At 41.7% G+C, this 12,754-nt stretch carries 10 protein-coding genes; 4 read left to right on the forward strand and 6 right to left on the reverse strand.

Features of this window, described 5'->3' with window-relative positions; all coding sequences use genetic code 11:
* Positions 1-93 precede the first annotated feature (93 nt).
* The gene (gene odhB / locus DYC50_RS08200) at positions 94-1,329 is read right to left on the reverse strand and encodes a 2-oxoglutarate dehydrogenase complex dihydrolipoyllysine-residue succinyltransferase (protein WP_115249764.1); all 1,236 of its coding nucleotides are present in this window, start codon (positions 1,327-1,329) and stop codon (positions 94-96) included.
* 87 nt (positions 1,330-1,416) lie between these two features.
* On the reverse strand, positions 1,417-4,212 hold the full coding sequence (gene sucA, locus DYC50_RS08205; protein ID WP_115249765.1) for a 2-oxoglutarate dehydrogenase E1 component: 2,796 nt from the start codon (positions 4,210-4,212) through the stop codon (positions 1,417-1,419).
* Positions 4,213-4,588: 376 nt separating this feature from the next.
* Here sucA and DYC50_RS08210 point away from each other — a divergent pair, with 376 nt between their 5' ends.
* On the forward strand, positions 4,589-5,875 hold the full coding sequence (locus DYC50_RS08210) for a citrate synthase (protein ID WP_115249766.1): 1,287 nt from the start codon (positions 4,589-4,591) through the stop codon (positions 5,873-5,875).
* A 75-nt stretch (positions 5,876-5,950) separates the two neighbouring features.
* Here DYC50_RS08210 and DYC50_RS08215 read toward each other — a convergent pair whose 3' ends face one another.
* From DYC50_RS08215 to gloB, 3 genes are all read right to left on the reverse strand, one after another.
* Positions 5,951-6,427, reverse strand: coding sequence for a hypothetical protein (locus DYC50_RS08215; RefSeq protein ID WP_115249767.1), 477 nt, complete (start codon positions 6,425-6,427; stop codon positions 5,951-5,953).
* A 101-nt stretch (positions 6,428-6,528) separates the two neighbouring features.
* On the reverse strand, positions 6,529-7,680 hold the full coding sequence (rnd, locus tag DYC50_RS08220; protein ID WP_115249768.1) for a ribonuclease D: 1,152 nt from the start codon (positions 7,678-7,680) through the stop codon (positions 6,529-6,531).
* Positions 7,681-7,750: 70 nt separating this feature from the next.
* Positions 7,751-8,452: a hydroxyacylglutathione hydrolase gene (gene gloB / locus DYC50_RS08225; RefSeq protein WP_115249769.1), complete on the reverse strand. Its 702-nt coding sequence runs from the start codon at positions 8,450-8,452 to the stop codon at positions 7,751-7,753.
* 17 nt (positions 8,453-8,469) lie between these two features.
* On the opposite strand from gloB, the gene DYC50_RS08230 reads away from it, so the two are divergent.
* The 3 genes from DYC50_RS08230 to DYC50_RS08240 all read left to right on the forward strand — a co-directional run bounded on the left by DYC50_RS08230 (position 8,470) and on the right by DYC50_RS08240 (position 11,673).
* Positions 8,470-9,201 carry a class I SAM-dependent methyltransferase gene (locus DYC50_RS08230; protein WP_115249770.1) on the forward strand — a complete coding sequence of 244 codons (732 nt, stop codon included), beginning with the start codon at positions 8,470-8,472 and terminating at the stop codon, positions 9,199-9,201.
* 124 nt (positions 9,202-9,325) lie between these two features.
* Positions 9,326-11,095, forward strand: coding sequence for a 30S ribosomal protein S12 methylthiotransferase accessory factor YcaO (gene ycaO / locus DYC50_RS08235; RefSeq protein WP_115249771.1), 1,770 nt, complete (start codon positions 9,326-9,328; stop codon positions 11,093-11,095).
* A gap of 134 nt (positions 11,096-11,229) precedes the next feature.
* A complete protein-coding gene (locus DYC50_RS08240; RefSeq protein WP_115249772.1) occupies positions 11,230-11,673 on the forward strand; it encodes a Z-ring associated ZapG family protein in 444 nt (147 codons plus the stop codon).
* A 79-nt stretch (positions 11,674-11,752) separates the two neighbouring features.
* On the opposite strand, the gene folD is transcribed toward DYC50_RS08240, so the two are convergent.
* Complete coding sequence (gene folD / locus DYC50_RS08245) at positions 11,753-12,613, reverse strand: bifunctional methylenetetrahydrofolate dehydrogenase/methenyltetrahydrofolate cyclohydrolase FolD (protein ID WP_115249773.1); 861 nt, start codon at positions 12,611-12,613, stop codon at positions 11,753-11,755.
* Positions 12,614-12,754: the final 141 nt, after the last annotated feature.

The raw sequence follows: 12,754 nt of genomic DNA on the forward strand, positions 1-12,754 counted from the left end.
TCTTTCTCCCTTTTATCGCTATATGCTTCATCATATCCGCATATCAATGAATAAAAATAAGGCGATAAGATCCCTTATCGCCCTATGTTAAGACTACACTTCTAATAATAAACGCGTTGGATCTTCCAACATTTCTTTAATGGTGACTAAGAAGCCCACACTTTCACGTCCGTCAATTAAACGGTGATCGTAAGAAAGGGCAAGGTACATCATTGGGCGAATCACCACTTCACCATTCACCGCCACTGGGCGATCTTTAATGGCGTGCATACCTAAAATTGCACTTTGCGGTGGGTTGATGATTGGCGTGGACATCAGCGATCCAAACACACCACCGTTGGTAATCGTGAAGTTTCCGCCTGTGAGATCTTCCACCGTTAATTTACCATCACGACCTTTTTCTGCTAACACTTTGATTTGCTTTTCAATTTCCGCCATACTCAGCTTATCGCAATTGCGTAACACTGGTGTTATCAAACCACGTGGAGTAGAAACCGCAATGCTGATGTCGAAATAGTTGTGATACACAATGTCATCGCCGTCAATAGACGCATTCACTTCAGGATAGCGTTTTAGCGCTTCCACCACGGCTTTCACATAGAAAGACATAAAGCCTAAACGAGTATCGTGAGATTTCTCAAATTTCTCTGCGTATTTTTTACGCAACTGCATAATTGGCTGCATATCCACTTCGTTGAAGGTAGTGAGCATTGCGGTGCTGTTTTTCGCTTCTAATAAACGCTCTGCCACACGCTTACGCAAACGGGTCATTGGCACACGTTTTTCATCACGCCCTGATACATTTAATGCTGGTGCTTCAGGCGCTTGTGGCTGAGTTTGTGCTTGTGCGGCTTTTTGCGCCGCTTTTTGTGCCACAGTGCGTTCAATGTCTTCACGAGTGATTCGTCCGCCCACGCCTGTGCCTTGCACTTCTTCAGCTTTAAGATCGTTTTCTGCCAATAAACGGCGTGCCGCTGGGCTAACTACATCGGCGTTAGTCGGTTCTGATGTTAAGTTGGCTAAATGACGATCCGCTGGCGTGCTTTCCACTTTTTGTACGCTTTCTTTGGTGGCATTGCCTGCCGCCGCTAAGGCTGAAACTTTACCTAACACTTGGTTGCTAATCACCGTTGCGCCTTCGGCTTCAATGATGCTTTCTAGCACACCATCAGCAACCGCCGGCACTTCAAGCACGACTTTGTCGGTTTCAATTTCGACTAAAACTTCATCACGTTTTACTTCATCACCCACTTTTTTATGCCAAGTGGCAACCGTTGCATCTGCCACAGATTCAGGTAGCACGGGAGTTAAAATCTCAAAATCGCTCATTTTTCTGTTCCTTCTTTGGTTTGCGTTTTATTTGCATTCGGTTGTACAAAAGTGCGGTGATTTTTGACCGCACTTTTTGCTTACAAATTATTCTAAAGCCTCATTCACTAAGGCGCGTTGCTGTTCATTATGTAACGACATATAGCCTACCGCTGGCGATGCTGAAGCTGGTCTGCCCACATAACGCAGTTTGCCGTGTTCTGGCAATGAACTCACAAAGTTATGTTGGCTACAATACCACGCACCTTGGTTTTGTGGCTCTTCTTGACACCATACATAATCAGTAACCTGTTCATAAGGGGCAAGCGCCGCTTTCATTTCTTCGTGCGGATAAGGATAAAGTTGTTCCACGCGCACAATCGCCACATCGGTTTGGTTATTTTTACGGCGTTGTTCCAATAAATCGTAATACACTTTGCCCGAACACATTACCACACGTTTCACTTGTTTTGGATCGAGCTGGTCAATTTCGCCAATCACGTTTTGATAAGTGCCGTTCACCAACGCTTCTTTGCTGGATACCGCAAGTGGATGGCGCAGTAAGGATTTTGGGGTAATCACAATCAATGGGCGACGCACCTTGCGCAACATTTGGCGGCGTAATAAATGATAAATTTGTGCTGGTGTAGAAGGCACGCACACCTGCATATTTTGTTGCGCACAAAGCTGTAAATAACGCTCTAGACGGGCTGATGAATGTTCAGGCCCTTGTCCTTCATAACCGTGCGGTAATAGCATTACCAAACCACACATTCTTCCCCATTTTTGTTCACCTGAGCTGATAAATTGGTCGATCACCACTTGCGCTACGTTGGCGAAATCACCGAATTGTGCTTCCCAAACGGTGAGCGTTTTCGGGGTTGCTGTGGCATAGCCATATTCATAAGCAAGCACCGCTTCTTCTGAAAGTACCGAATCCCACACTTCAAAATGCCCTTGCTGATTGTGCAAATGGGTAAGTGGGGTGTAAACCGTACCATCTTTTTGACTATGTAAGACAGAATGACGATGGAAGAATGTGCCACGCCCTGCATCTTCACCCGATAAACGCACATTATAGCCCTCGTCTAATAACGTTGCGTATGCCATTGTTTCTGCCATTCCCCAATCAAATGGCTTCTCACCGATTGCCATTAGACGGCGATCGTCATAAATTTTTTTCACCCGTGAATGAAGGGGGTGATGTTCTGGATATTCACAAACTTTGAGAGCTAAATCGGTGAAACGTTGTTCATCAAAACTGCCTTCATAATCTGACCATTCTTGGCTGAGGAATTTCATCCAATCAGAGGCTTCTACATCACGTTCGCGCCATTCAGGTACAACACAATCACCATTATCTAAGGCATCACGATAATCATTCATTAACGCTAAACTGTAAGCCTCATCAATCACATTGTCAGCAATTAAGCGATCCGCATACACTTTGCGTGGAGTTGGATGGCGCTTAATGCGCTCATACATTAACGGCTGGGTAACCGAAGGTTCATCGGCTTCGTTATGTCCGTGACGACGATAAGAAACGAGATCGATAAAAATATCACGCTTGAATTTGGTTCTAAATTCCACCGCCATTTGTGCCGCATACGCCACGGCTTCAGGATCATCACCATTCACGTGAATAACTGGCGCTTCGATCATTTTCGCAATGTCGGTACTGTATTCAGTAGAACGGGTATCGTGTGGATTTGAGGTGGTAAAGCCAATTTGGTTGTTGATCACGATACGAATCGTCCCACCTACGCTATAACCACGGGTTGCCGACATATTCAATGTTTCTTGCACCACGCCCTGCCCTGCTACTGCGGAATCACCGTGTACCGTAATCGGCAACACTTGCGCGCGTTCTACATCGTTAATACGGGTTTGTCTAGCACGCACTGAACCCAGTACCACTGGGTTTACAATTTCTAAGTGAGATGGGTTAAACGCAAGCGCTAAATGCACTAAGCCATCATCGGTCATAAAATCAGAAGAAAAACCTTGGTGATATTTCACATCACCCGTTCCGTTACCCTGATGTTTTCCTGCAAATTCATCAAATAATTCCGCCGGTTTTTTGCCTAGCACGTTCACCAATAAATTCAAACGTCCACGGTGTGCCATTCCCATTACAATTTCTTTAATGCCGTTTTTGGCCCCTTGACGGATAATTTCTTTCATTAGCAAGATAAACGCATCACTGCCTTCAAGAGAAAAACGTTTTGCCCCTGGGAATTTTGCACCAAGATAGCGTTCTAAACCGTCTGCGGCGGTGAGTTCTTCAAGGAATTTAAGCTGTTCTTGTTTGCTAAATAAAGGTTGATTTAACCAATTTTCTAACTTTTTCTGTAGCCAAGTTCTTGCTTCCAGATCATTAACGTGCATAAACTCTAAGCCGATCGTACCACAATAAGTGTTTTTTAATGACGTGGTTAGTTCACGTAAGCTAATTTGTTCTTTGTTGTAAACATAGCCACCTATATCAAACACTTCATCAAGATCGGCATCACTAAAACCATAGAATTTATAATCTAAAGTTGGTGCATCCATACGCTGCCAAATTTTTAGTGGGTCAAGATCAGCGTGCAAATGTCCACGGTTACGGTGCGCATTCACCCATTGTAATACTTTAACTAATCTTGCACTCACTTTAGGATCAATGACACTTACCCCATCAGCACCATTATCACGTGCTAAACGTTTAAAATATTGACGAATTGGGGTGTGTGCTTGTTCAACTTCGGTGTGTTTTGGCAATGTATTAAAAATTTGTTGCCAGCTTTCATCGACAGAATGGGGATCTTGGAGATAGTTTTCATAAAGTTCTTCAATATAAGATTGGTTTGCTCCGTTTAAAGAGCTAGAGGCTAACCATTCACTGATTGGGCTCGTTTGTTTCATTAAAATCACCTGATTTGATTTATTAAACATACACAATAGAGTGAGAATTTTTTCTATTATACATAGGTTTATACAACAAAACCGCTATGTTTTCACTTTCTCTATTTTGCTGATTAGTTTAAAAACAAATTGCCAAAATAAGCAACTGTTCCCCTTAACAAAACATTAACATTTTTTTCATTTTTTGATCTTTATCTCATTTTTGAAAAAATAACATTTTTTTAACAGGATTTTTTTGCTAATTATAAAGACAGTCTAGAGAGAAAAGGTTATAGTGAAGTGAAAAACAATTCTAAAATCATTTATACACAACTATACACAACATTATTAGACAACTAACTTCATACTCAACCAGATAACTACAAGAGGAGTGTTTATGAGCGAATTAAGCGCAAAATTAACATTAAGTGATGGACGTGAACTGGAACTGCCCGTAAGACAAGGTACTTTAGGTTATGACGTTGTTGATGTGCAATCATTAGTCAAAAATAAACTCTTTACCTTCGATCCTGGATTTATGTCCACCGCATCTTGCGTGTCAGAAATCACCTATATTGATGGTGATGAAGGCGTTTTATTACACCGTGGCTACCCTATTGATCAATTAGCAAAAAATGGAACTTATCTTGAAGTAGCACATTTATTACTGTTCGGTGAGCGCCCTAACAAGCAAGAATATGAGAATTTTGTTCAGTTGGTACGTAAACATACACTCGTTCACGAACAAATCTCCCGTTTCTTCCACGGTTTCCGTCGCGACTCTCACCCAATGGCAATAATGTGTGGGGTAAGCGGTGCATTAGCGGCGTTCTATCACGATTCCTTGGACATTAACGACATCGAACACCGTGAGATCACCGCAATTCGTCTGCTTGCCAAAATGCCAACCCTCGCGGCGATGTGTTACAAATATTCCATTGGGCAACCGTTTATGTTCCCGCAAAATCACCTTTCTTATTCGGGTAACTTTTTATATATGATGTTTGCCACACCTTGTGAGCCTTATGTGGTGAACCCTGTATTAGAACGCGCAATGGATCGTATTTTTATCTTGCACGCAGATCACGAACAAAATGCGTCTACCTCAACAGTACGTACCGCTGCTTCATCAGGTGCAAACCCATTTGCTTGTATCGCTGCGGGGATCGCTTCCTTATGGGGGCCTTCACACGGTGGTGCAAATGAGGCTTGTATTAATATGCTTGAAGAAATCGGCACGATTGATCGTATTCCTGAATATATTGCGCGCGCGAAAGATAAAAACGATCCTTTCCGCTTAATGGGCTTTGGCCACCGCGTGTATAAAAATTATGACCCACGCGCGAAAGTAATGCGTCAAACCTGCCACGAAGTGCTGAAAGAACTCAATATTGATAATCCATTGTTTGACGTAGCAATGGAACTAGAACGCATTGCGTTAAGTGATCCTTACTTTATTGAGCATAAGCTCTATCCAAATGTGGATTTCTATTCAGGTATCATTCTCAAAGCCATTGGCATTCCAACTTCAATGTTCACTGTAATGTTTGCTTTAGCTCGAACTGTAGGGTGGATTGCCCATTGGAAAGAAATGTTTAAACCGGGCAATATGAAAATTGTGCGTCCACGCCAGCTTTACACAGGCCACACCCAACGCCCTTTTGAACCTTTAGATAAAGAATAAAAATCAGCAAAAATAAACCCGCACTTTCAAAGTGCGGGTCTTTTTTTAGTCATTTTAACGCATTTGATTTACAAACTATTTTGCGTCAGCACCATATTTAGCAGCTAACTCAGCTTGCATTTTTTGCAATTCAGCAGTTTGAACTTGCGCTTGTTGCGTTTTTGCCTGAACTTCTTCAATGATTTTTTGATCATTTGGATTGTTCATTAATGCTACTGCTGATTTCGTTAAATCAGAAGAAATACCTAATACTTCAATGGTTTTTTCTTGTAATTTTTTCACTTCAGGATCGCTAATTTTAATTGCTTTTAATGAATCAATTGATTTGCTATTACGCTCAACCAAACTATCCATTGCTTCTTTCACTTGAACCAAATCACGGCTAAGAAGTTTCTGCTGATATTCCGCCTGAAAAGCAGCTTGCGTGCTTTCATTCGTTTGTGTCCACTCAACCAATTTTGCGTAATCTGCTTTAGGATCTACTTTTTCATTACAAGCGGCTAAAGAAAAGGCAAATAATGCTGCCAAACCTAATTTTACTAATTTATTCATTCAATGTTCCTTTAAAGTTTATGAATTAATTTTCCTAGCTATTAATCAGCTTAAGAAGTTTGCATTCTATCCTTAGCACTTATAGATTGCAAAATATATCGTTAAAAGTTTTGTAAAGATTGCAACAGTTTTTGACCGTATTCCGCACGCCAACCTTGTAACAACAAAGGCAGCTGATTTGGATCTTGTTGTTTAATCCAGCACCATTTCATTAGCTCTTCTAAGCTACGTTTGGTGGCCAAAACATCAGCGGGTAGATTCGCTGGTGTTATCTCTTTTAAACAATGCTGTAACGCTTTTAAAGCTGGGCGATAGCGTTCATCATCAGCCAAGCGAGAAATTGTCGCTGGATAATCTTCTACACTGCTTCGCCTTGCTTTATCTAAAATTTGCAACATTTTTTTGCCGTGAATACGCACCTCAGCGGTAGTTAAACCTAGTTCCAACAACTGCGACGTATTTTTGGGATCATTTTTTGCTAATAACCATAAATGTTCCGCTTTTACCACAAAATTTAGCGCTAAATCTCGTTTTATCGCTTCGTCATAACGCCATTTTGCTAGAAGTTTTAAACGCATCAATTCCTGTGCATTTAATCGCCAACTATTGGCAATATCCAAATATGCCATATCCGCTGATTTGCTCTGCTGGCTGTTTTTCACTAAATTTTCGCATTCAAATTGCACCGCACCTTGCCAAGGGCTTTGTGCAAGCTGTTGATCTAATTGTTGATGTAGGGGCAATAAATACCACACATCAGCCGCCGCATAACGGCACTGGCTATCGCTTAATGGACGTGCCAGCCAATCCGTACGCGAAGCGCCTTTGTCTAATTTAAGTTGAAAAAAATGCTCTACCAAACCTGCAAACCCTGCTGATGCACCAAGCCCTAAAAAATGCGCCACCACTTGCGTATCCACAATGGGGGTTGGCACTTGTTGAAAATAATGGTGAAAAATTTCCAAATCTTCTTTGCAAGCGTGCAACACTTTGACAATCCTTGGGTTCGCCAATAATTGAATAAAAGGCGAAAAATCGCTAATTTTGCTTGGATCAATCAAGCTCACAGTTTGCCCGTCATAAAGCTGGATCAGCCCTAATTTCGGGTAAAAGGTGCGAATTCGGATAAATTCGGTATCCAAAGCAATATGACGACACTGCGCTGCTTTTTGACAAACATCGAATAAAGTCTGATCGGATTCCACCATTTCAAACAAAGGTGGAGAATGAATTTCTTTAATCACTAAACTCATCGTTTTATAACATTCTAAAATCTAAAAATAACAATAATTTGTACCGCACTTTTGTCTCAACCTTTTGTTCCTAGTTCTGATCTTTTAATTTTCGCCATTGGGTAAATTGCGCCAAATTTTCTGCTTGTAAGAAAGGATTAACCCGTTTTTCTAGCCCCAAGGTGGTGGGTAAGCTTGGTTGGCGCTGTTGGCGTAAAGCGGCAATTTTCGCCACATAATCTGTCAAAAATGTTGATTTTGGCAACACTTTCTCGGCAAATTTTAAATTGCTTAAGGTATATTCGTGCGCAGGGCAAACAATGGTGCTATCAGGCAAGGCTTTGAGCCGTTGGAGCGAATCAAACATTTGTGCGTAATCCCCTGTAAACACGCGTCCGCAACCGCCCGAAAATAAAGTATCACCACAAAATAAATGACCGTCCACCACAAAACTCACGTGATTTTCCGTGTGACCGCCCGAGGGCAGCACTTGGATTTGATAATGCGTGGTGTGAATTTCCCCTTCATTAATGATTTGCGTTGCGCCCAAGTCTGCGGTTTCTTGTGGGCCAAAAACTGGGACATTAGGATAATGCTGTTTAAATTCTGCCAAGCCGCCAACGTGATCTTGATGCTTATGAGTAAGCAGCACCGCTTCCACTTCAAGCTGATGTTGCTGTAAATAAGCAAGCAAAGGCGCGCTTTCTGCGATGTCGATCACAATTACAGGTAAATTTTCTCGTGCATACAGCCAAATATAGTTATCATCAAGGGCAGGAATGGGTACTAACATATTGATCCTTATTAAAAATGAAGTGGAATATTTTAAACAATGCGCCAATAGAAACACCGCTAAGCTGGCAACAGGTGCCACAAGGTGCGCGCTATTGTAGCCTAATTCAGCAATATTTAACAAAGCACTTTGCACAAATTTCGGGAGATTATTGTCTCAAATTGGGCGCGTTAAGTGGTGAAGTGGCGTATTATCCTTGCGATCAACAAATTATTGTGAGCGAAAAAATTCCGCAAAATTTGACCGCACTTTCACAATGCCCACACATCGATTTAGTGCAAGCTCAAGCCACGGGACTGCCTTTTATTGATGAATGTTTCTCTGCCTGCTTACTTGCGCACGGCTTGCATTTCACCGCTGATCCGCACCAAGTGTTACGCGAAATTACGCGCACGCTCAACCAAGAAGGGATCTTATTTCTTTCCTTATTTAATCCGCTCAGCCTGTTTTCCCTTAAACAACATTTGCCTTTTGGCACAAATAAATTGCCGTTTCACCCTTATTTTGCCACTAGGATTGTGGATTGGCTAAGCCTGCTCAATTTCGATCTGCTTGATCAGCAATGCTTATCTTTGCAAGGGAAACCCCATTATTTTGGCGAAATAATGATCATTGTGGCACAAAAGCGCACGTTTCCAATGACCTTAAATCCCCAAACATCGCCCTTTTCCCCTGTTCTCAACCCTGCCAATGCGTTTCACCAAGCCGCCAAAGCGGAAAGGCTCATCAAAAACAACTCATTGAAATAACAAGCTAGTTTTGCTTTTTAACAGGATTTTCCCTTGCTGAATAGGCGAAACTTGCCTATTATGCACGGCTCAATATGATTCGCCTCTTAGATAACGAATAATACGAAATGACGGAGAACACAAAATGACCGAACAAACCTTTATTCCCGGCAAAGATGCCGCTCTTGAAGATAGCATTGCAAAATTTCAGCAAAAATTGACCGCACTTGGTTTCGATATTGAAGAAGCCTCGTGGCTCAATCCCGTGCCGAATGTTTGGTCTGTGCATATTCGTGATAAAGATTGCCCGCAATGCTTCACTAACGGTAAAGGGGCGAGCAAAAAAGCGGCGCTGGCTTCTGCCTTAGGGGAATATTTTGAACGTCTTTCCACCAACTATTTCTTTGCCGATTATTACCTTGGGCAAGATCTCGCCAATGCGCCTTTTGTGCATTATCCCAATGAAAAATGGTTTGAAATTGAAGATGAAACCGAGCTGCCCGAAGGCATTTTAGATGAGCATTTATTGGCTTATTATGATCCCAATGGCGAATTAACGCCTGATTTATTGATCGATCTCCAATCGGGCAATGCAGAACGTGGCATTGTGGCAATGCCTTATGTACGTCAATCAGATAACCAAACGGTGTATATTCCACAAAGTATTATCGCTAATCTTTATGTTTCCAATGGAATGTCCGCAGGCAACAGCTTGTTTGAAGCGCGTGTGCAAGGGCTTTCTGAAGTGTTTGAGCGTTATGTTAAAAACAAAATCATTGCAGAGGCCATTAGCTTGCCGCTCATTCCGCAAGATGTCATTCAGCGCTACCCTGCGGTGCAAGAAGCCATTGCCACCCTTGAGCAAGAAAGCTTTCCAATTCTCGCTTATGATGCGTCCTTAGGGGGAAAATATCCTGTAATCTGTGTGGTGTTGCTCAATCCACAAAATGGCACTTGCTTTGCCTCTTTCGGCGCGCACCCTAATTTTGGCGTGGCATTGGAGCGCACGGTAACCGAATTATTACAAGGCCGCAGCCTGAAAGATCTTGATGTGTTCACACCGCCTTCTTTCAATAATGATGATGTGGCGGAACACGCCAATTTGGAAACACATTTCATTGATTCAAGCGGTTTAATTTCTTGGGATTTATTTAAACAAGAGAACGATTATCCTTTTGTGGACTGGGATTTCTCTGGCACAACAGAGCAAGAATATCAAAATCTGATGGCGATTTTCCAAGCGCTCAATCAGGAAGTCTATATTATGGATTATCAGCATCTCGGCGTTTACGCTTGCCGCATTATTGTGCCGGGAATGTCGGATATTTACCCTGCTGATGATTTAATCTACGCCAATAACAATATGGGAATGGATTGGCGCGAGATCTTGCTTGATCTGCCTCATTTCCATCACGATCAAGACACTTATCAAGAATTACTTGATGAGCTTGATGAACAAGGCATTGATGATGCTACCCGCGTGCGTGAGTTTATTGGCATCGTACCACCACCAAAATCGGGCTGGACAACCTTGCGTGTTGGTGAACTCAAAGCAATGCTCTATCTTGCTACACAAGATTTAGAAAATGCCTTAGATTGGGCGAACTGGACGCTGAATATGAATCAATCGGTATTCACACCAGAACGGGCGAATTATTACCGCTGTTTAGTCAATAGCCTAGAATTATTCCTTGATGAAAACCGCGATCCCGCTCAATATCGTGCCGTATTTGAGAAAATGTATGGCAAAAGTGCGGTGGAATTTGCTTGGAATGCCATTCAAGGTGGTAATCCGTTCTATGATTTATTGGCTGATGATGAGCATTTACAACAGTTCCACGCGCATCAAAAATTACTCAGCGCCTATCATAAATTGCAAAAAGCCAAAGCAGACTATTGGCAAAGTGCGGTTTAAGATAAAATAGAAAATAAGGCGTGCAACTGCCGCCTTATTTATCCAATGTATTTTTTTGTGATCTGTGCCAAAGAAATAAATTGAAATTAAGGTTATGATACAAAAGGTTCTTTTCTTACCATAAGGAGTTTTTTATGCAAAATTGGACACCCGAAATGTGGCAACCTGCCCTAATTGGTTTAGTAGTAGGTTTTGTCCTCGCTTATTTATTATTACGCTTTACTAAGGATTCAGTGAAAAAGCAAGTGAAAACGGAAGCTGAATTACAAAAAGTAAAATCCGAATTGGATCAACAAAAACAACATTTGGAAAAACATTTTTCTGAAAGTGCAGATTTATTGAAAACCCTCGCGCAGGATTATCAAAAATTGTATCAACATTTAGCGAATTCTTCTGCCGAATTGCTACCTCAATTAGAGAATAAACCTTTATTTGAAAATAAACTTATTGAGCAAAATAAAGCTGAAAATGAAGCACCAAACGCTTCAGAAGAAAAACCTGAAACCACTGAAAGCACCGAAACAACAGACGTAGCAGAACCCCAAGTTTCTGCCGAACCACTAAAAGCAGAAAAATAAACATTCTGCTCAATAGTTAAAATACAAAAAAAAGCTAATACTTTGGTATTAGCTTTTTTCTTAATTGATCTACGATGCCCTATTTCTCATCAACTAAATGCTTTTCATAAGCATACAACGTATTAAACATTAACATCGCAACGGTCATTGGGCCTACGCCACCTGGTACTGGGGTGATGTAACCAGCTCTTTCTTTTGCTTTGTCAAATTCCACATCACCAGCAAGTTTACCGTCCACACGGTTAATTCCGACATCAATCACCACTGTGCCCTCTTTAATCCATTCTCCAGGGATAAATTGCGGTTTTCCTACGGCAACCACTAGAATATCTGCTTGTTTCACGTGGTGTTCTAAATCTTTGGTGAAACGATGCGTTACCGTAACAGTACAGCCTGCAAGTAATAGCTCTAATGCCATTGGACGCCCTACGATGTTGGACGCTCCCACAATCACAGCGTGCTGACCATAAAAATCAATACCTGTGGTTTCTAACAGTTTAATGACTCCGTAAGGAGTGCAAGCTCGCAGTGTAGGAATACGCTGGCATAAACGCCCCACATTATATGGGTGGAAGCCATCTACATCTTTGTTTGGCGAAATGCGTTCAATAACAGAAGTGCTATTAATATGGGCTGGTAAAGGCAGCTGAACTAAAATACCATCAATTAGTGGATCTGCATTCAGCTCATCAATCAGAGCAAGCAATTCTTGTTCAGACGTACTTTCAGGCAAATCATAAGACTTAGAAAACATTCCTATTTCTTCGCAACTTTTGCGCTTGCTAGCAACATACACTTGAGAGGCTGGATCGGCGCCGACTAAAATCACTGCTAACCCCGGCGCGCGCTTGCCTTGTTGAGTATATTGTTGAATTTTTTCAGCAATTTCCGATTTGATTTCTTTAGAGAGAGCTGTGCCAGAGATGATTTGTGCTGTCATTGCATTTCCTTCTGTGAAAATAAGTGCTGTGAACATAAGAACTGAATTTCTAGGTATTTTCTCAAAAAAATGATGATAATGTAAGCCTAACTGGAATAAATTTGAGCAGTTAGCATAAAATCAGAAAAAACTTATTGACTG

The sequence above is a fragment of the Avibacterium avium genome, from assembly GCF_900454535.1.
In the GTDB taxonomy this organism is placed as follows: Bacteria; Pseudomonadota; Gammaproteobacteria; order Enterobacterales; family Pasteurellaceae; genus Avibacterium; species Avibacterium avium.

Bases quoted from the DNA above. Each gene is read 5' to 3' on its own strand.
- odhB (WP_115249764.1), bottom strand. From the start codon at position 1,329: ATGAGCGATTTTGAGATTTTAACTCCCGTGCTACCTGAATCTGTGGCA.
- sucA (WP_115249765.1), bottom strand. From the start codon at position 4,212: ATGAAACAAACGAGCCCAATCAGTGAATGGTTAGCCTCTAGCTCTTTA.
- DYC50_RS08210 (WP_115249766.1), top strand. From the start codon at position 4,589: ATGAGCGAATTAAGCGCAAAATTAACATTAAGTGATGGACGTGAACTG.
- DYC50_RS08215 (WP_115249767.1), bottom strand. From the start codon at position 6,427: ATGAATAAATTAGTAAAATTAGGTTTGGCAGCATTATTTGCCTTTTCT.
- rnd (WP_115249768.1), bottom strand. From the start codon at position 7,680: ATGAGTTTAGTGATTAAAGAAATTCATTCTCCACCTTTGTTTGAAATG.
- gloB (WP_115249769.1), bottom strand. From the start codon at position 8,452: ATGTTAGTACCCATTCCTGCCCTTGATGATAACTATATTTGGCTGTAT.
- DYC50_RS08230 (WP_115249770.1), top strand. From the start codon at position 8,470: ATGAAGTGGAATATTTTAAACAATGCGCCAATAGAAACACCGCTAAGC.
- ycaO (WP_115249771.1), top strand. From the start codon at position 9,326: ATGACCGAACAAACCTTTATTCCCGGCAAAGATGCCGCTCTTGAAGAT.
- DYC50_RS08240 (WP_115249772.1), top strand. From the start codon at position 11,230: ATGCAAAATTGGACACCCGAAATGTGGCAACCTGCCCTAATTGGTTTA.
- folD (WP_115249773.1), bottom strand. From the start codon at position 12,613: ATGACAGCACAAATCATCTCTGGCACAGCTCTCTCTAAAGAAATCAAA.